Source organism: Nocardia paucivorans NBRC 100373 (genome assembly GCF_000308675.1).
Lineage (GTDB): Bacteria > Actinomycetota > Actinomycetes > Mycobacteriales > Mycobacteriaceae > Nocardia > Nocardia paucivorans.
Window position 1 is genome coordinate 14,233 of the sequence record NZ_BAGE01000028.1, and the last position, 18,204, is coordinate 32,436.

The 18,204-nt window shown below is 66.3% G+C and carries 17 protein-coding genes and 2 tRNA genes; 14 read left to right on the forward strand and 5 right to left on the reverse strand.

Going from position 1 to position 18,204, the window contains the following annotated elements; genetic code table 11:
* Window positions 1-2: 2 nt before the first annotated feature.
* The 3 genes from ON32_RS05955 to ON32_RS05965 all read right to left on the reverse strand — a co-directional run bounded on the left by ON32_RS05955 (window position 3) and on the right by ON32_RS05965 (window position 3,472).
* Window positions 3-938, reverse strand: a complete 936-nt coding sequence (locus ON32_RS05955; RefSeq protein WP_040789443.1) for a sigma-70 family RNA polymerase sigma factor — start codon at window positions 936-938, stop codon at window positions 3-5.
* A 10-nt stretch (window positions 939-948) separates the two neighbouring features.
* Window positions 949-2,139, reverse strand: a complete 1,191-nt coding sequence (locus ON32_RS05960) for an NAD(P)/FAD-dependent oxidoreductase (RefSeq protein ID WP_040789403.1) — start codon at window positions 2,137-2,139, stop codon at window positions 949-951.
* Between the two features lie 112 nt (window positions 2,140-2,251).
* Window positions 2,252-3,472, reverse strand: coding sequence for an NAD(P)/FAD-dependent oxidoreductase (locus ON32_RS05965; RefSeq protein ID WP_040789404.1), 1,221 nt, complete (start codon window positions 3,470-3,472; stop codon window positions 2,252-2,254).
* A 175-nt stretch (window positions 3,473-3,647) separates the two neighbouring features.
* Here ON32_RS05965 and ON32_RS05970 point away from each other — a divergent pair, with 175 nt between their 5' ends.
* The 3 genes from ON32_RS05970 (at window position 3,648) to ON32_RS05980 (ending at window position 5,751) form a co-directional block, all read left to right on the forward strand.
* Window positions 3,648-4,310: a mycothiol-dependent nitroreductase Rv2466c family protein gene (locus ON32_RS05970; protein ID WP_040789405.1), complete on the forward strand. Its 663-nt coding sequence runs from the start codon at window positions 3,648-3,650 to the stop codon at window positions 4,308-4,310.
* A 137-nt stretch (window positions 4,311-4,447) separates the two neighbouring features.
* Window positions 4,448-4,921: a ribose-5-phosphate isomerase gene (locus ON32_RS05975; RefSeq protein WP_040789406.1), complete on the forward strand. Its 474-nt coding sequence runs from the start codon at window positions 4,448-4,450 to the stop codon at window positions 4,919-4,921.
* A gap of 17 nt (window positions 4,922-4,938) precedes the next feature.
* Window positions 4,939-5,751: an Fpg/Nei family DNA glycosylase gene (locus ON32_RS05980; protein WP_040789408.1), complete on the forward strand. Its 813-nt coding sequence runs from the start codon at window positions 4,939-4,941 to the stop codon at window positions 5,749-5,751.
* A 55-nt stretch (window positions 5,752-5,806) separates the two neighbouring features.
* Here ON32_RS05980 and ON32_RS05985 read toward each other — a convergent pair whose 3' ends face one another.
* A complete protein-coding gene (locus ON32_RS05985) occupies window positions 5,807-6,763 on the reverse strand; it encodes a GGDEF domain-containing protein (RefSeq protein ID WP_040789410.1) in 957 nt (318 codons plus the stop codon).
* A gap of 413 nt (window positions 6,764-7,176) precedes the next feature.
* On the opposite strand from ON32_RS05985, the gene ON32_RS05990 reads away from it, so the two are divergent.
* Together ON32_RS05990 and ON32_RS05995 are read left to right on the forward strand one after the other, a co-directional pair.
* Window positions 7,177-7,247, forward strand: a tRNA-Gly gene (locus ON32_RS05990).
* Window positions 7,248-7,287: 40 nt separating this feature from the next.
* Window positions 7,288-7,361, forward strand: a tRNA-Pro gene (locus tag ON32_RS05995).
* Between the two features lie 57 nt (window positions 7,362-7,418).
* Here the strand turns inward: ON32_RS05995 and ON32_RS06000 are convergent.
* Entirely contained in the window at window positions 7,419-8,210 is a 792-nt protein-coding gene (locus ON32_RS06000) for a MerR family transcriptional regulator (RefSeq protein WP_051132915.1), read from the reverse strand.
* Window positions 8,211-8,480: 270 nt separating this feature from the next.
* On the opposite strand from ON32_RS06000, the gene ON32_RS26885 reads away from it, so the two are divergent.
* The 9 genes from ON32_RS26885 (at window position 8,481) to ON32_RS26890 (ending at window position 18,156) form a co-directional block, all read left to right on the forward strand.
* Complete coding sequence (locus ON32_RS26885) at window positions 8,481-8,954, forward strand: hypothetical protein (protein WP_051132916.1); 474 nt, start codon at window positions 8,481-8,483, stop codon at window positions 8,952-8,954.
* 46 nt (window positions 8,955-9,000) lie between these two features.
* Window positions 9,001-9,894, forward strand: a complete 894-nt coding sequence (locus ON32_RS06010) for an ROK family protein (protein ID WP_040789412.1) — start codon at window positions 9,001-9,003, stop codon at window positions 9,892-9,894.
* A gap of 356 nt (window positions 9,895-10,250) precedes the next feature.
* On the forward strand, window positions 10,251-11,375 hold the full coding sequence (locus tag ON32_RS06015) for a GAF domain-containing protein (protein WP_040789448.1): 1,125 nt from the start codon (window positions 10,251-10,253) through the stop codon (window positions 11,373-11,375).
* A gap of 64 nt (window positions 11,376-11,439) precedes the next feature.
* Complete coding sequence (locus tag ON32_RS06020) at window positions 11,440-12,438, forward strand: conjugal transfer protein (RefSeq protein WP_245550833.1); 999 nt, start codon at window positions 11,440-11,442, stop codon at window positions 12,436-12,438.
* A 19-nt stretch (window positions 12,439-12,457) separates the two neighbouring features.
* A complete protein-coding gene (locus ON32_RS06025) occupies window positions 12,458-12,718 on the forward strand; it encodes a hypothetical protein (RefSeq protein ID WP_040789416.1) in 261 nt (86 codons plus the stop codon).
* Entirely contained in the window at window positions 12,715-13,302 is a 588-nt protein-coding gene (locus ON32_RS06030; protein WP_174361600.1) for a hypothetical protein, read from the forward strand. The genes ON32_RS06025 and ON32_RS06030 overlap by 4 nt, the downstream gene beginning before the upstream one ends.
* Window positions 13,302-15,824 (forward strand): ATP-binding protein, encoded by a 2,523-nt coding sequence (locus ON32_RS06035; RefSeq protein WP_040789418.1) that lies wholly within the window; start codon window positions 13,302-13,304, stop codon window positions 15,822-15,824. The genes ON32_RS06030 and ON32_RS06035 overlap by 1 nt, the downstream gene beginning before the upstream one ends.
* Before the next feature lie 83 nt (window positions 15,825-15,907).
* Window positions 15,908-16,726, forward strand: a complete 819-nt coding sequence (locus tag ON32_RS06040) for a hypothetical protein (RefSeq protein WP_040789421.1) — start codon at window positions 15,908-15,910, stop codon at window positions 16,724-16,726.
* 272 nt (window positions 16,727-16,998) lie between these two features.
* Complete coding sequence (locus ON32_RS26890; RefSeq protein WP_051132918.1) at window positions 16,999-18,156, forward strand: C40 family peptidase; 1,158 nt, start codon at window positions 16,999-17,001, stop codon at window positions 18,154-18,156.
* Window positions 18,157-18,204: the final 48 nt, after the last annotated feature.

The following is an 18,204-nucleotide window of genomic DNA, read 5'->3' on the forward strand; positions in this document are numbered from 1 at the left end:
GGTCACCACAACTCGACGAGAGGTGCGTCGTGCTCACGCCGACGCCATTGCGCGGAGAGGCGACCGAGTCGGGCCGGGCCGGCCATGCCGCGCACGGTCGCGATCCGGCCGTCGCGGACCTCCAGAACCACGACTCCCACCACACGGTCGTCGAATGCGGCGATCATGGCCGGGGAACCGTTGACCACGCCGGCGTGGATCGAAGGAGAGCCGCCGGCCAATTTCCGTTTCGCCGCGGAGGGTTTGAAGGCCGCCCGCATCACAATGGCGATCCGTGCGGGGGACGTGTAGCGCAGCAATTTCTCGCCCAGTCCGGCGCCGTCGGAGATCACGGTCGCGTCGTCGGTCAGCAGCGCGACCAGTCGTTCGGTCCGGCCCGAGGAGGCGGCGGCGACGAACGCCTCGACGATTCGGCGGGCCCCGGCGTGGTCGATTTCCTGCGGGCGGTGTTCGGCGGCGATCCGCCGCCGAGCCCGGTGGAGATGCTGTTGGCTCGCGGACTCGGTGATGTCGAGGATCTCGGCCAGCTCGGCGTGGCTGTAGGAGAACGCCTCGCGCAGTACGTATACGGCCCGTTCGACCGGAGAGAGACGTTCCATGAGCGTCAGTACCGCCAGGGTCACCGATTCGCGTTGTTCGACGGTGTCGGCCGGGCCCAGCATGGGGTCGCCGTCGAGCAGCGGTTCGGGCAACCAGGCGCCGACCGCGCGCTCGCGTCGCGCCCGGGCCGAACGGAGGCGGTCGAGCGCCAGATTGGTGACGATCTTGGTCAGCCATGCCTCCGGCACCTCGATACGGTCCCGATCGGCCGCCTGCCAGCGCAGGAACGCGTCCTGCACGGTGTCCTCGGCGTCGGCGGCCGAGCCGAGCAGGCGGTAGGCGAGTGAGGCCAGCCGGTCCCGACCGGCCTGGAAATGCTCCGCCGCCGCGGTGTCCATGGTCGCCACCCTAGGCGGCAATCGCCTCGGCCGAATCATCGGATGTGCTGCCCACACGGTATTTGCGGCTCGGTAGGCCGTAGGTCGGGTGGGCGATGTTCCACGGCCCGGCCGCGAGAATGGCCGATTTGATGTGTGCCGCCGGCCGACCGCGTAGCGCCCAGCGTCTCGACCGCGCGTCGCCGTCGACCAGCTGGAAGATCGCATCCTTACGTCCGAGGCTTATGTGGTTGCCGACATAGGCCAGGGAGGTTTTCGCGATTTTGCGCCCGGTCAGATCGCCGATGATCGTGGCCGCCGCCTGCATACCGGTGAATCCCGCCGATGCGCAGGACATGGGCAGCGGTCTGCCGTTGTCGCCGAGGACGAAAACACTGTCACCGGCCACATAGACCCCCGGGTGCGATACCGACCGCATCATGCGGTCGACCCTGATCCGGCCGCTGTCCGTCACGGCGAGCCCACCGGCGGCGGCGAGCGGGTGAACGGCGAAGCCTGCGGCCCATACGGTGGCATCTGTGGCGAAGGCGATGCCGTCGGTGGTGACGGCCCTCGTCGCCTCGACGCGTTCTATGGTGGCGTGCTCATGGACCGTGATACCGAACCTGTCGAAGGCGCGCGCCAGGTGACGACGGGCCTGCGGGCCCAACCATCCCCCCAACTCGCCGCTGGTCGCCAGGGTGACCCGGAGTCCGGGACGGGATTCGGCGATTTCGGTGGCGGCCTCGATCGCGGTCAGGTTCCCGCCGACGACCAGCACCGTCCCATTGCCGTCCAATTCGTCCAGGCATCGGCGCAACCGTAGCGCCGACGGGCGTTCGGCGACGTGGAAGGCGTGCTCGGCCGCTCCCGGAACACCGTGGTCGTCGCCGGCGCTGCCCAACGCGTAGAGGAGAGTGTCGTATTCGAGGTGTTCGGTGCCCGAGCCGTCGGTCACGGTGACGGTTCGGCGGGTGGCGTCGAGGGCGGTGACCCGCGCGACGCGCAACCGGATACCGGTGCCCGCGAATATCTTCCCCAGATCGTGGCGGCGCAGTTCTCGCCCGGCGGCGAGCTGGTGTAGGCGCATTCGTTCGACGAAATCGGGTTCGGCGTTGACGACGGTGATCTCGACGTCGGCGCGGTGCAGGCGGCGGGCGAGGATACCGGCGGCGAAGGCCCCGGCGTATCCGGCCCCGAGGATGATGATGCGGTGCTGCATGGTCTCGCTCCTGTCTGTTCGCTTGCCCTCTGAACGAGACGCCCGCCGAATTCCTGACAGGAGTCATGCGTGATGTAGATCACATGATGGTGGGTCGGGTGCTCTGTCGTGACTACAGCGAGGTGGAGGTATCCGCGAGGCGCTCGGGATCGACCGGGTCGCCCGAACGGATGAGCTCCTTGATCCGGTCGCCCACATCCCAGACATTGACATTCATCCCGGCCAGTACCCGATCGACCGAGTCCAACCAGAAGGCCACGAACTCCCGACCGGCGAGATCACCGCGCACCACGACCCGCGCGTGGTCACCGGCGGCGGTGTGGCCGGTGTACTCCATCCCGAGGTCGTACTGGTCGGTGAAGAAGTACGGTAGGCGGTCGTAGACGGCGTGCTTTCCCAGCATGGTGGCCGCGGCCACCGCGGGTTGGTTCAACGCGTTCGCCCAATGCTCCACCCGGATCCGGCGGCCGAACAGCGGATGCTGCTGTTCGGCGATATCCCCGACGGCCACGATATCCGGATCGCTGGTGGTCAGACCCGCGTCGACCAGGACACCGTCGGCGACCTCGAGCCCGGCTGCCGCCGCGAGTTCGATATTCGGTTTCGCGCCCACCGCGACCAGGACGGCGTCGGCGTCGATGGTGGTGCCGTCACCCAACCGCACCCCGACCGCCCGGCCACCGTCGGTGACGATCCGCTCCACCTGCGTCTCGAAGCGCAGCTCGACCCCGTGCGCGCGATGCAGGTCCGCGAACACCGCCCCCATCTCCGGGCCGAGTGCGCCGAGCAACGGTGTCCGCGCCGCCTCCACGATCGTCACCTCGACACCGGCCGCCCGGGCCGCCGCGGTTACCTCGAGCCCGATCCAGCCCGCCCCGATCACGGCCAGCCGGTGCGCGGTGCCGAACAGACGGATGAGCGCGTCGGAGTCCTCCAGGGTGCGCAGGGTGTACACCCCCTCGGCGTCGGTGCCCGGGACCGGCAGTCGGCGCGGGGTGGCCCCGGTGGCCAATGCCAGCTTGTCGTAGCCCAGGGTCGATCCGTCGGGCAGTGCGACGGTCCGGGAGGCTCGGTCGATCGCGGTGACCTCGGTGCCGAGCCGCAGATCGATATGGTGGTCGCGGTACCAGGCGGCCGATTCGACGGTGAAGTCCGCCGGATCCTTCTTCCCCGCCAGATATTCCTTGGACAGTGGTGGCCGTTCGTACGGGAGGTGTTCCTCCGCGCCGATCAGGGTGATGGTTCCGTCGAAATCGTTCTCGCGTAGCGCGTGGGCCACCTTGGCCCCGGCCAGGCCACCGCCTACGACGACGAAATGGCGCGTAGAGGTCATAGTGGGCTCCTTGATCGCGGTCGAATCGAACAGCGAGCCGAACTCCTGAACGCCACCCTAGTGGCTGTATCGGCCGGCGATCCGCGGAAATCGGGAACGAATACCGTGTCGGCGTGGTTGCTGGAAAGAGGGCGGTGACAGCCGCCGCTTCATGCCGAACGGAGAGGACAACCCCGTGACCGAGTCGGGCCGAGACACTGCACGAGACACCACGAAAGACGTGGCCGATTTCTGGTTCGACCCCCTGTGCCCATGGTGCTGGATCACCTCCCGCTGGATCCTCGAGGTCGAGAAGGTACGTGATATCGAGGCCCGCTTCCACGTCATGAGCCTGGCGGTACTCAACGAGGGCCGGGATCTGCCGCCGGAGTACCAGGAAATGATGAAGAGCGCCTGGGGGCCGGTGCGGGTGGCGATCGCGGCCGCCCGGGAACACGGCGACAAGGTGCTCTCTCCGCTCTACACCGCCATGGGCACCCGCATCCACAACCGTCGGGACGAATACGAGCGCGATAGTCGGGCGGAAACCCTGGCCGCCGTCGTCGCCGACGCCCTGGAAGAGGTGGGCCTGCCCGCATCGCTGGCCGCGGCCGCCGAAAGCACCGACTACGACGAGGAACTGCGCGCCAGCCACCATGCCGGTATGGACAAGGTCGGCCAGGACGTGGGCACACCCACCATCCATATCAACGGGGTCGCTTTCTTCGGTCCGGTGTTGTCGCGGATACCGCGCGGCGAGGAGGCCGGGAAGCTGTGGGACGCGGCGGTCACCCTCGCCGCCTACCCGCATTTCTACGAACTCAAGCGCACCCGCGACGAGGGACCGGTCTTCGACTGACCTCTGCCCCGGCGGTGACCGCCGGCCCGACGAGTGGGCGGGTTCGGCGGTCGCGCCGCACGGTGTGGCAACGATTCGGAATGCAGGGCACCCGCCCGGCTCGAGGGCAGGTTCGGCCGCCTGACACAATCGCACCCATGCGCGTATATCTCGGTGCCGATCATGCCGGTTTCGAACTGAAGAACGCCGTCAAGGCCCATCTGGAACAGGCCGGTCACGAGGTCGTCGACTGCGGCGCCCTCGTCTACGACGCCCTCGACGACTACCCGGCCTTCTGCATCGAGGCGGCGCGGCGCACTGTCGCCGACCCGGGCAGCCTGGGGCTGGTCTTCGGGGGTAGCGGCAACGGCGAACAGATTGCCGCCAACAAGGTGCCCGGCGCCCGCTGCGCGCTGGCCTGGAGCGTGGAAACCGCCAAATTGGCCCGGGAACACAACAACGCCCAGCTGATCGGTATCGGCGGCCGGATGCACTCCACCGAGGAAGCGCTGGCCATTGTGGATGCCTTCATCTCCACCCCCTGGTCGGGGGAGGAGCGGCACCAGCGGCGCATCGATATCCTCGCCGAATACGAGAAGACCGGTCAACCCCCGGCGCTGCCCGCCGAATAGTCGAGCGGTCGTCGACGGTGCCGGAAGGTCATACCCTGCACCGCCTGGCGCGGCTGCATCAGCGGCGGCTGGCCGGTGGGGTGGTGCGGGTGTCCAGCCCGCAGGGCAAGTTCGCCTCCGGCGCCGCCCGGGTGGACGGGCGGGTGCTGGTGCGGGCGCAGGCGTGGGGTAAACATCTGCTGCACGAATACGAGTCGGATCTGACCGTGCACATCCATCTCGGGTTGTACGGCACCTTCACGGAGTCGACGCTGCCAATGGGTGAGCCGGTCGGACAGGTGCGGATGCGGATGTACGGCACCGGACGCGACGGCATCGGCTTCGGCGCCGATCTGCGCGGACCCAATACCTGCGAGATCCTCACCCCGCCCGAGGTCGCCGCGCTGATCGATCGGCTCGGCCCGGACCCGTTGCGCGGCGACGCCGACCCCGACCGCGCCTGGTGGCGGATCCACCGCTCCCGTCGGTCGATCGGCTCGCTGTTGATGGACCAGCGCGTCGTGGCCGGTGTCGGCAATGTCTATCGGGCGGAAGTGCTGTTCCGGCACGGGATCTCTCCCGCGCGGCCGGGCGCCGCGATGAGTGCCGAGGAGTGGGCGGCGATCTGGTCGGATCTGGTGGAGCTCATGCGGGTGGGGGTGCGGCGCGGCAAGATGCACGTCGTGCGGCCCGAACACGATCACGGCGCACCCTCGTACGCGCCGGACCGCCCACGCACCTACGTCTATCGGCGGATGGGGGAGCCCTGCCGGATCTGTGCGACCCCGGTGGCCCATTCGGTGCTGGAGGGACGAAACCTCTTCTGGTGCCCGGTCTGCCAACCGAAGTGAACCGGTTCGTTCACGGCGATTCGGGCCCGTCCGGGCCGCGCGCCGGCTTCTCCTTTCAGCCGGCGACGGCCGGAACCTCCTCGTCCTCGGCCGGCACGAACCGCCGCCCGCCCGCCGTTTTCGCCGCGTACATCGCCTGATCGGCGCGACGTAGCAGATTTTCCAGATCACACGGCGTACCCGGTGGTGCGCAGGCGGTGCCCACACTCGCCGATACCGGAACCGGGCCCACCGTGGACCACACCGGATCGTTCAGGACGGTCACGACGCGGCGGGCCAGTTCGTCCACATCGTGGGTCGAGTTGACCGCCAGGACGAATTCGTCCCCGCCGTACCGACAGACCACGGCATCGGGCGGACACACCTTCCGCAGTCGGGCGGCCAGTTCCACCAGCACCTCGTCACCGACCGCGTGGCCGTAGCCGTCGTTGATCTGTTTGAACCGGTCCAGATCCACCACCAGCAACCCGACCCCACGGTTCGGGTTGCCGGCCATCAACCGGACCCGGTCCCGCAGCAGGGTGCGGTTGGCCAGGTCGGTGAGCGCGTCGTGGGTGGCCTCGTGTCGTAACCGGTGCTGGAGCGCGGTGATCTCCTGAACCCGCTGCGATACCGCAGCCGACAGGTCCTGTTCCTGTTTTGCCAGCGCCTCCGCCAGGGCCCGCTCCTGCAGGGCCTGGGCGTAGCTGTCGATGGCCTGACTGGCCACCAGCGGCCATCGGGTGGCCACCAGGGAGCCCCGAGGGCCGGCGGGAAAGCCGAGCAGGGTGCGGGTGGACAGCGCCAGCATTCGGATCCGCGCACACGGATCGGCGCACAGTCGCGCACCCAACCGGCGCGCCGGAAGGATCGGGAAAGGCTCGAAGGCTGCGAGCTCCAGCAATCGCTCGATGATCTCGGCGAGAACAGGTTCGATGTCCTTCGGGTGGGCGGTGGTGCCGGCTTGGGTACATGCGGCGATCGCCCATGTTCTGGCGGTCTCGCGGACGGGTGGGGTGGTGCCGGTGCCCATGCCCATCACCTCGGACAGATGGTGTCGTATGGTCGGCCGCCGCCCGAACGGTTGCCGAGTAGGGCCCCGGCCTCACCACTGCAATGCGGATGGTCCACCTTGTTCGGGTGCACGCTCACCGCCCCCTTTCCAGCTACCCCGCTCCAGCACGACGATGGTAGCAAGCGGATCGAACCCCAATAACCCCGATCTGCAACAAGTTCTCGCTCTTCGGAGGGATGCCGGCTCCGTCCGAGCACGGTCGAACCACTTGTGTGCCACCCGATTGGCGTTCGCATCGCGGCAGCGGTTCACAAGGGCCGATCGTGACGTCATCACGACAGGCAGGGGGTTGATTGGCGTTGGGAAAGTGTGATTGGGTACAGTCGCTCATGCAGACGACATCGTGGCGATCCCATCGGTGTCGTATGCCTGCGGGTGTAGTTCAATGGTAGAACCTCAGCCTTCCAAGCTGATGGTGCGGGTTCGATTCCCGTCACCCGCTCGTACGCGGCACGCTCGCCTGGTGGCCCCGGGCGAAGTCACGGGGTGTAGCGCAGCTTGGTAGCGCATCCGCTTTGGGAGCGGAAGGTCGCAGGTTCAAATCCTGTCACCCCGACACCTTTTCGAGGTCTCGAGGTGGGGCGGGTGCCCGAGGGGGCATAGAGGGATTTCGCTACTGGCCGGACTGGCCGGAGGCCTGTTTCTCCCGGGTTGCCAGTGCCGCCGTCGGTAGCTCGGCGTAGCGGCCGAACGCCTGGTCGATCAGCTCCGACGCGGCCCGGGTGGCGATCAGCCGGGCGATGGCCAGTTCGGTTTCCAGTTTGGTGCGGTCCTTGGGGGTGCCCTCGGACTGTTCGTAGTTCTTCCCTGCCAGAACATGGAAGAGCTCGCTCGCATAGTTGTCGGCGATACGGTCGCAGTCGGCCCGGAGACGTTCGACCAGTTGGAAGGTCTCCTGCGGGGGGAGGCCGGCGTCCGTCAGGCGGGTCGCCAGATCGCAGCAGCGCGGATTGGTGATCCGATACACCTCGAACGGATCGCTGTCGGAGGCCAGCGCCTGCTGTATGTAGTCCGGCAGTTCCGGTTGGGGCCGGGGTTTGCCGATAGTGGGGCCCGTTTCCGACGGCGCGGAGTTCTCGTCGGATTTCTTCGCGGTCCCGTTGGCGGCCGACCGATCCGCCGAACCATTGGCGGAGGTGTCGGTGACCCCGAGGACCTCGGCCAGCCCGTCTCCGCGGTCCCAGGCGGCGAGCAGTTCCTTGATCCCGTTCAGCTTCATGCCCCGACCGAGCAGCCGGCTGATCGTCTGCAGTCGATTGAGATGGTCGGTTCCGTAGTACCCGATCCGTCCACGCACCTCGGGGGACGGTAAGAGCCCCCGTTCGTGGTACACGCGGACACTGCGCACGGTGGTTTCGGCGGCCCGCGCCAGCTCGTCGATCGTGTACTCGGATTCTCCAGGCATACGTATAGGAAACCATAATCTGTGCCATAGATAAACGGGTCGTAAAGGAATGAACCGTTAACCAGTGGTCAAAACGTCCGTTTCGCAGGTCAACAGACCGTTACGTAACGGTAAGGGCAGTTGCTCGGCCGTCGGCTGTGAGCTACCGTGCGTGGTGCAGCTAACATCGGCTGCTTTTCCGGGGACTGTCGAGCAGCCCTGACGAACCTCCCGACCAACGGGTATCGCACCGATCATTCGGTCGTGCCCTCGGCAGTTCCGGAGATGGCTATGCGCACTATGCAGATTCGTTCGCGCGCAACGGGTTCCATTGCCCACAGGAAGGTTTCGGTACACGCACCGGAAGTCGCGGCCCTTCCCGTCAAATCGACACAGCGCCCCCCGTGTGCGGACCTGCCGGACAGTTGGGACCTGGACACGGGCACTCCGGAGGCCTGGCAGTCGGCGGTTCGTACCTGCAATAGCTGCCCGCTCATCGCGCAGTGCCGTCAACTGGTGCAGACGCTCATCGCGCGCGGGGACGGGCCCCGAGCCATGATCTGGGCGGGTGTCGCCTACGACAATTCCGGAAACGTCATCGAGAACCTGGATCGGCACCGTACCGTTCCGGTGGATCACAAACGGCCGCTTCGCATTATCCGCAATGGTCGCCGGCCGCTTCCCAACCAGCCGGTGACAACCGTGCCGCAACGACATATCGTGCTCGGACGTCCGTTGCGCCCGACCGGAACAGGTGGGCTCTGACTCGCGGGCGTTGTTTCTGGAGCGACTAGTACTGGTGGGTGTATAGATGACGATTCTCGCGCTGGAGATCGGTCCGAGCCGGTTCGCCGCCATAGAGATCGCCGATAACGTCGGTCCGGAGGGGGTGCAGGCGATACCGGTTCCCGAGCGCCAAGCGTGGGAGCGGTGCCGCGAGCTACTGCTCGACATTGCGGCCGGCCGGGAGGTGACCAGTGTGGGGGTCGCCTCGAGTGGTCCGATAGACATGGCCTCGGGGGTGGTGGCGCCTCCCGAGGTGCTGGAATGGCAGGCCGGATTCCCCTTGGTGGAATCGCTGAGTGGGCTGTTTCCGCAGGCCGAGGTGCGTCTGGGGCTCGACGGTGTCTGTCTGTCGCTGGCCGAACGCCATTTCGGTGGCACCCGCGAGGTTTTGGACTCGCTGTCGATCTTGGTCGAGGACCGCATCGTGGGTGGGGTGATGGTCGGCGGATTCGTGCTGGTCGGTCGTACCGGTAACGCTGGTCAGATCGGCCATGTGCTGGTGCCGGGCTTCGACGAGCCCTGCTCCTGCGGGGGGCGTGGCTGTCTGGAAGCGGTCGCGGGAGGTGCTGCCCTGGTGCGTTGGGCCAATGGTCAGGGCTGGGGCGGCGCCTCGTTGTCGGCGTTGGTGTCGGCCGCGGAGCAGGGTGAGTCGGTGCCGGTGGCGGCGTTGGAGCGGGCAGGGAAGGCGCTTGGTACCGCCATCACTTCGGTGGCGGCCCTGCTGGATCTCGATCGCGTGGTGATCGGTGGTCCCTTGTCGCAGGCGGGTACCTCGTTGTGGAAGCCGCTCAACAATGCGATAGCCATGCATGCGCGCCTCAGTTTTCTTCCGGGGTTGCGAGCCGTTCCGTCCGACCTGGGTGATGTGGGTCTGTTGGCCGGCGCCGGTGTGCTGGCCCTGACGGCTCTGGAGAGCTGATTTCACTTCTGTCGGTGCCGCATCCGGCGGGTAGCCGAATATTTGCCGACGGCTGATGGTTCGGGTGGCGAGAGAGGTTCGTTCGCCTTGGGCGCATCCCCTGTTCAGTGGGATGGACGTGAAAGATATTGTGTTCCCGATGGTTACATCGTGGCCGCCGTTGCGCGTGACGGAATGTGGACTCGACCTGCTCGGATTAGCTGTTCGAACGGTCCGGCGAGCATCTTGGGTTCATTGTTGAGCGTACCGCTGTCCAACGGTACATTGCACTTGCGGTCTTTAGCGTGTACGGGGCGAAGACCACGGATGGCTGGACAGACGCATGCGACGAGAGAAGTGGCGCGGTGATCCCCTGGGTGACGGTCGAAGCATTGGCGCCGGAAGGTTTTTCGGTTGTCTCCGTGGGAGATGAGGCGCGGGGTTTCGCCGACTGGCGTCGGGTGCTGCAGCGCCAGCTCGCGAAGACGCCCGCCCTCTACGACGGGCTCACCACCCGCGATCTCATCGAGATCATCCGCACCGCCATTGATCGGGCGGAAGATGTCGACTCCGAGATTCCCACCGCATCCGGGCCGCACCGGCTCATGATTCGCCCGGTGTTCGGGCCCGCCGGCGATGTCCACGCCGTGCAGTTCTGGGCCGGGCCGGAGACGGCCCAGGCGCCGCCTCGGCCGGCCGCGGTCGGCGCCATCTGGGATCTGGACAGCCAAACCATTCAACAACCGAGTGGTATCACCCGACTCTCGGGCATCGCGCCCGAGGAGTATGTGCCCCGGACGTCCATCGCCGAGTTCTTTCATCGGATCACGGCATTCGACCGCCATGCCGAGGTGCTCGACCTTCTCTACAGCCCAGAACCGGGGGAGAAGCTTCAATTCGAGGTGTCGATCACGCATGCGGCGGGGCGCGCCACGCAATGGCGCATCAGCATGCGAGCCCGTGACGACAACCGCACCCGGGGCGCGTGGTGGTTGATCGAGGACATCACCTCCGACAACGCCCCCGAAATCTGGCCGACATTGGAGAGCGTGGGACTGCGGGAAGCGCATCGTCGCGCGGGCAATTACATCGCCGTGGTGCAGTTGGCGCACACCAGCATCTCGCACTGGCTCACCGATCCCGCGCCGTGGATCCGGTGGGACTACCTGTTTCGTCCCGTCGACGTTTTCCATCCAGACGATCGAATCCGACTGATCGAGCTCGCCGAACGCATCCGATCCGGTGATACCGCGGGGGTGACCGTGCGGGCGCTGAACTACAACGGCGGGTACACCCCGACCTCGCTACTGCTGTACCCCTATCCCGGTTTCTCCACGCGCGAACTCGCAATCGCCCAACTGGTCCGCGCGGCGGAGGACACCCCGGTGGTGGAGCCGGACCCCGTGGATCTCACCCCGGCCCGAACGGAGACGCCGATCGGCTACGACGATCAACTGCGGTACCGGCTGTCCGGACGGTTACGCGGTAGTCCCGTGCACTGATCGCTCCCCATGTGTGGGAATAACCTGGTCGGGGGGGACCATAGCGCTCTCTACCATTTCGAGGGTGAGGACCGGGGCCGGCGGACGCGCAGATTCGGGCGAGGCGTTGCTTCGCCGAATGGCCGCACGTCGTCGTCGGGACAATATCGTGGTCGGAGTGCTGGCCGCCTTGGCCGTACTCGGCGGCGGGCATGCGGTGTTCAGTATATTCTCCAGCGATCCGGTGCCGCCCGGCGATGAATCGACCATCGTCACCCTGGGCCACGCGCGTTTGGCGGAATCGTTCGCCCAGGATTTCGTCGTCACCTATCTGGGGGCGACCTCGGCACAGAAGGATCGGCTGTCCCGGTTCGTCGCCGGCGCCGAGCGCATAACTCTGCCGAAGGTCGCGCAGCAGGTGAGCGATCCGCTCGTCGTGTACACCACCCGGAGCATGAACAGTGGTTCGGTCGAGGTGTGGTCGATAACCGTTTCGGTGCGGTCCGGGCGCGCCGGGCCGCATTCGGAGCGTCATTACTACCGAGTGCCGGTGCTGGTCTCGGAGGGGCGACTGCGCGCGCTGGCGCTGCCCGCGGCGGTCGAACCCCCCGCTATCGGGCCGGATCTCGCGCAGGCCTATTCCGCGCCGTGCGCCGAGGACACCCCCTTGGCGCAGGTCGCCACCGGATTCCTCACCGCCTACCTCACCGGTTCCGGTGATGTGACCCGCTATGTCACCGTCGATTCCGGTATCACGCCTCTCGTTCCCGCGCCGTACAACAGTCTGACCACCGTGACCATCACCGCCGACGATTCCGCTTGCGGTACGAGCGGTTCCAGTGCCCGCGTGCTCGCGACCGTTACGCCCAAGGCCGGTGGCAGCGTCGTGCCTTCATTGGCGTACCCGTTGACCATGGCGCGTGGGGAAGGGCAATGGCAGGTGCGGTCCATCGATCCCATACCGGCGCTGTCGAATCCCCTTGCGGTGGTCGACGCACAGAGCGGCGCACCGGGACAGACCGCCGGTTCGCCCACGACAACACCCACCACGGCGGTCGAGATACCACCGGCCACCCAGAACTGAGAACAGAAGAGGCAGCCCCATGAGCAATTTGAGCAATATCCTGTATGGAGTGCTGGTCTTCGTCCGTTGGGCGGGACTGATTCTCATCACCATTATCAGCATGGGTGTACTCATCTCCGAGGCCGCGAAATCCAAGCTGTCGCCGGGAAAGATCCTCGGCGTCGCCGGATCGGCCATCCTGGCGGCGGTGCTGTTCTGGATGCTGCCCACTCTCGTCAATTACGCCCGTAGCGACGCCAACACCATCGTTCCCGATCACCCGGTCGGTAGCTATCGATGACACAGGCGCAGGTCGTCAAGGTCTTCACGCCGGTCAAACGTGTCCCCACCGTGATCGGCAAGGCCCAGAACGGGCAGAAACTGCCGTTCGGACCGTACACTCTGCCACAGGTCGCCGGTGTGGCCGGCGGTCTGTTGCTCACCGCGACGTGTGCGTTGACCCTGCCGATCAATCCTGCCGTCACCTTCCTCATCGGGGTGGTCCTCACCGTGGTGATCACCTTCCTGCTGGGGTTGATCCCCTACACGGGAATCCGGTTGACCTCCAGGGTGTGGTGGTTGGCCCGATTGATCTTCGACCCGAGGCCGGTTTCCGCCTCCGGTATGCCGGTCACACCGGAATCGGGTCGGCTCACCTCGTTCATCGAGGAAACAGTTGTACTCATCCTGCCGGATCGCGATCCCGCCACCAGATCCGAGCCGGAGAAGCCCGAGCAGTCACGCGGTATGTTCCAAGACATATTCGCTCGCGGTCGCGCCGAACCCGCGACGGACGGTCCCGCGTTGAAAGCCATCGCCTCGTCGGGTTGGCGGGCCATAACCAACGGTAACGGGATGCGACCGACAACCGGAGAGGGGCGCTGATGGGGTTCAACCGAGATCTACAGCCCACCGCGGCCATTCGTGGCCACCTGCAGTTCACCCATTCGGGTCTGGTCACCGCGACATATTTCATCAATCCGCTCGGCTACGGCCTGCGCAAGGCGAGTGACAAATTCGATGTGAAGCTGGCACATCACTCGCTGATCAACAACCTGCCCAACGGTTCTCTGTTGCTCGGCATCCAGGCGCGCCAGAACACCATCGATGTGCTGAGCAAGATGGTAGAGGGCGTGGACCTGGACGAATGCGAAGACTACGCCGACGAGGTGGTGGCCTCCTTCGAACGCATTCGGGCCATCGCGCCGCATACCCGGCTCTTCTTGCTGTCGTTTCCGGTGGGGACCGCCAATCCCGGCATATCGGCGCTGTCGCGCATGTGGCGGGGCAGCACCCCCGCTATCGACGCGGCGGCGCTGTCGCGGGCGGAACTGGACAAATATGAGGACGAGGCGAACGAGATCCTGTCCCGCATCGGAGACGATTTCGACCCGACGCCGGTGCCCGCGGCCCTGTTCCAGTGGCTGTGGGAGCACTATCTGGCACGCGGTGCCGTGAACGATCCTGTCGCGCCCACCCGAGCGGGTGCGCTCGACGACGCGACGGCGGCGGTCTTTCGATCGGCCGCGCTCGACGAAGGCGCTCGCACCGACAGCAATCGTCGGCTGCGGCCGTCGTTCGTGCCGGTCATCAAGATCGTGCAGCCGGATTCCGGTTACCGCCCGTCGTACCAGGCCATGCTCACTCCGCGCTCGTTCCCCTACGCCGGGATGGTCTTTCCCGGTGGCAGCGAGTTCCTGACGGTTATCGAAGGCCTCGGCGAGGTCACCGTCGACTGGGGGATGCGCATCTCCACCAAACCGGCCGAGGTGGTGCTGAAGAACAATGAGGTGAACCTGCGCCGGCTGGGCGAGCAGATGGACCAGCGCGACCAAGAGGTGTCGTTCGCGCAGAACACACTTATGTCCAAGGCCCAGATGCTGGGCGAGTACAACCAGCATTTCGAGATAAACGGCGGTGAATCGGAAGTTTCGTTCACCACTGTTATCGCGGTCGGCGGTCCCACCCAGGAAGCGACCATGGACGCGGTGAACACGCTGCGTCGCCGCTACAAGCGATTCCAGGTGGAGATGACCGCGCCTGTGGGCGCCCAGGTCGACCTGTGGTCGATGTTGGTTCCGGGCAGTCCGCATCGCCGGGCATTCGACGATTTCGCGCATATCGTGCCATCGGATATGTGGGCCGGATTCGTACCGTTCACCACCAGCCAGATCGGCGACGACAGCGGCCCGGTCATCGGGATCAACCTGCTGTCCGGCAATTTCGAGCCGATCCACTTCGGCATCATGGAGGCCGCGTTCCACGACCTGTCGGCCTCGTTCGCGGTCACCGGCGAACTCGGTTCGGGTAAGTCGTACTTCCTGAAGCTGATCGCCGTGCTGGTCCACGATATGGGTGGCCAATTCCTCGCCATCGACCGCAGTCAAGTAGGGGAATGGGAGCATTTCGCGTCCGCGATCGACGACGCGGTGATCATCGACCTGGCCAATCCATCGGTATCGCTGGACCCGTTGCGGTTGTTCGATCCCCGAGTGGCCGGTGAACGCGCGCTCGACTCGATCCTACCGCTGCTGGATCTGTCGCCGACTTCCGGCGCCGGCGCCGCGATCAGCGGATTGCTGTCGCCGAAGGGCGTGGCCCAACACAATATTCGCAGCATGCTCGACCTGTACCGGGTCGTCTGTCGACTGCGTGACGAGCCCGGCTCCCTCGAGGAATATGCCGATCTGGCATCGCGTCTGGGTTCCATCGCCGAACGTATGCCGGTGCTGTTCGACCCGAATCTGCCGCCGCTGCGGCTCGATGCCGCCGCCACCGTGGTCCGCAGCCACAAACTCGCCCTGCCGAGCGCCGAGGAGCTCACCACCCCGCATCTGTACAACCGGTTGCCGCTGACGAAACGACTCGGCACCGCGCTGTACGAACTCGTGGGCGTCGCGGCCCGCGAGGCATTCCTGTCCGACAATGGGCGCTTCGGACTCCTGGTCGGTGACGAGGCGCACCACTTCACCCAGACCCAGGTCGGCGCCGCCGTCACGTCGGATTTCAGCCGGGACGGTCGAAAGCACCTGGCCGCCATCGGTTTGGCCTCGCACGATCCGGCCACCGACTTCCAGGGGGCGGCCCACAATCTGATCCCGAACCGATTCGTCTTCCGACAGCGCGACGAAACTCTCGCCCGCAACAGCCTCGAATGGCTCGGTGTGGATTTGGAGGAGGCCCCGTTCCTGCTGTCGATTCTGAGGGAGGAGACCTCACCTCCTATCGGACCGGGGCGTCAGGTTCCGGAGGAGCGACGTGGGGAGATGTTCATGCGGGACGCGTTGAACCGGATCGGCCGCGGTAAGGTGCTGGGCCCGGCCCGGCTGGACCGGGCCGCGGCCATCACCAGCACGCCGACCGGCGGCGGTCGGTCGGAACATCGGGAGCCGGAGGCGGTCCGGTGAACAGGAAACTCCTCGTCGCCCGGACCGATACCGGTGCGTTGTCCGTCTCTCCCGAACCGTCGTAGCGGCGGGCGTATCGAGCCATGTCCACGGGCGAGTCCGGCAAGACACGGGCCACCATCGTATTGGTGGCATTGCTGTTGGCGTGTGGGTGTTGTCTGTTCGGGCCGTTCGCCGCGCTGGGAAACGAGTTCTCCCACGGTGCGACCGACTACCGGAACCAATGTGAGGCAGCGCTCGGCCCCGACCCATCGGTCACGGTTACGCCGACCACCACCCCAGACGATCCGGAGCCGATGTCTGCTCCGTCCTCGACGGTATTACCGAGTACGAATCCGTACGCGGCGGTGATACTGGACCCCGACGATCCCAACGTCACCGATCGCGACCTGGCCTGTATCTCCGCGATGAGATACGCGCCGTACCAGGGGGCGGGCATTCTCCGGCAGCCGAATACCGGGGTGGCTGTCGAGTGCGCGCGACAACTCGGGATGCAATACCTCGAAAACGGCACCGGCGATGCGGTGATGATGGCACGCGATCTGATCTATGCGGCCTCGACGGCCCCCCTGAGCAACCAGTGCATCGTTCTGCGTGCCCCGACCGATTCGAGTACGACACCGAGCGAATGCGGTAACCCGACCGATTCGATGGAGGCGGTGCTCTTGCCGGTGACAGTCGAACGGCAGGGGTACTGCGGTCTGCGGGTCGCAACGTCCGCCGTATCGCCGGGGGACCTCGTCTTCTGGGAGTACGGTCGGGACGGGGCGGGGCGTGTCGGTGTTGCGATCGGGGCGCGGGAGATGGTGACCGGCGAGCCGGGTGGAGACGGGCTCGTCCGCATGTCGATTCCGGAGCGTCGGGATGTTCTGATCAAACGCGTATTGGGTGGTGGAAGATGACAAGTGCCGAGATCGGGCCATCGGCCATCGAAGCGGAGATCGACACCCCCGCCGATGAGACGGATGCGACGAGTGCGGTCCGGCGCCCGGGGGAACGGCGGCGAGGGGACGGTCTCCCCAATCCTGGACAGATTCCGGTCGCGCCGGTCGGTCACTCGACACCCGCCACCTCCGTCACGCCGGTTGCCTCGGCTCCGTCGGGGACCGCTCCGGCACCAGGTTCGGTGTCCACTTCGCCGGGTACGGTAACGCCCCTATCGACCGCACACCCGATGGCTGCCCCATCGATTGCCGGCGCGCCTGCCATATCCGGTGAACCGTCACAGACCGGTATGCCGGATGTGCGCACCTCCGGCCCACTACCGACGAAAGCTCCGGAGCCGCTGGTGGATCCGGATATGGTGGCGGACCTGGTTCCGGCGGCGTCGAGCGCGGGGACGAGTATGTTGCCGTTGCTGGGCACGGCATTGGCCGGTCTGCTCGGTGGGGGCGGGGGGCAGCAGGCCGAGCCGCAATCCACCGCGGCGACACCCGGGACGCAGCCGGCGACCGGAGTGGGGCTGGCACCGGACGAGCAGCAGGCGCTCGAGGCATTGAACCGGATGGCCGATGTGTACGGGGACGGCGAGCCCAAGAACCCGCAGGCCAAAAAGCTGCGAGAAGAACTCGGGGAGACGAAAGGGTCCGGCCGCACCGCCACGGCGGTGAAAGCGCAACGACTGTTCCAGGCCAATGCCGCGAGCGCGTTCAACAATCTCGACAATCAGCTCGCCGCCTACACCACCGGATTGGCCGGTTCGAACAAGATCGACAAGAAGGCCGTGGTATCCCTGATCCGGGAGGTCAATGTCGAATTGGCCGAGTTGGGGCCGTATGCCTACACCAAGCAAGGCCATCAGAAGGTCCGGCAGATCCTGTCCACCGCGCTACGCAAGGCACATCGGATCGTCTCCGGTGGGCAGGCCAAGTCCACCGACACCGCCGCCGCGATCAATCGGTTGGCCAACCAGTACCTGTACAACCTCGCCGGACAACAGGCACCCGGCGGGCAGACGGTGGCGGGTGGCTCCACGGCCGCGCAACAGCTGTTGCGCACCGCACTGGCGCAGATCGGCAAACCGTATATCTGGGGCGCCGAGGGACCGGGCGGTTTCGACTGCTCGGGGCTCGTGCAATACGCGGCCCGGTCCGCGGGCCGCAATGTCCCTCGTGTGGCCGCTGCGCAGTACCAGGCGTTGCCCAAGATACATCCGCAGAATATCCAACCGGGAGATCTCATCTTCCCGTCGAGCAGTTTCAAGGGCGCCGGCGCCCCCGGCCACGTGATGATCTACATCGGAAACGGCCAGTGTGTCCACGCCCCGCGGCCGGGACGCACGGTGACCACCACGAGCCTGCCCTCCAGCTTCCAGGCGGCCCGAGCGGTCTGACCCGGTAGTTCGGGCGTGCGTGCCGATGCCACCGGAACCGGTGCGTCG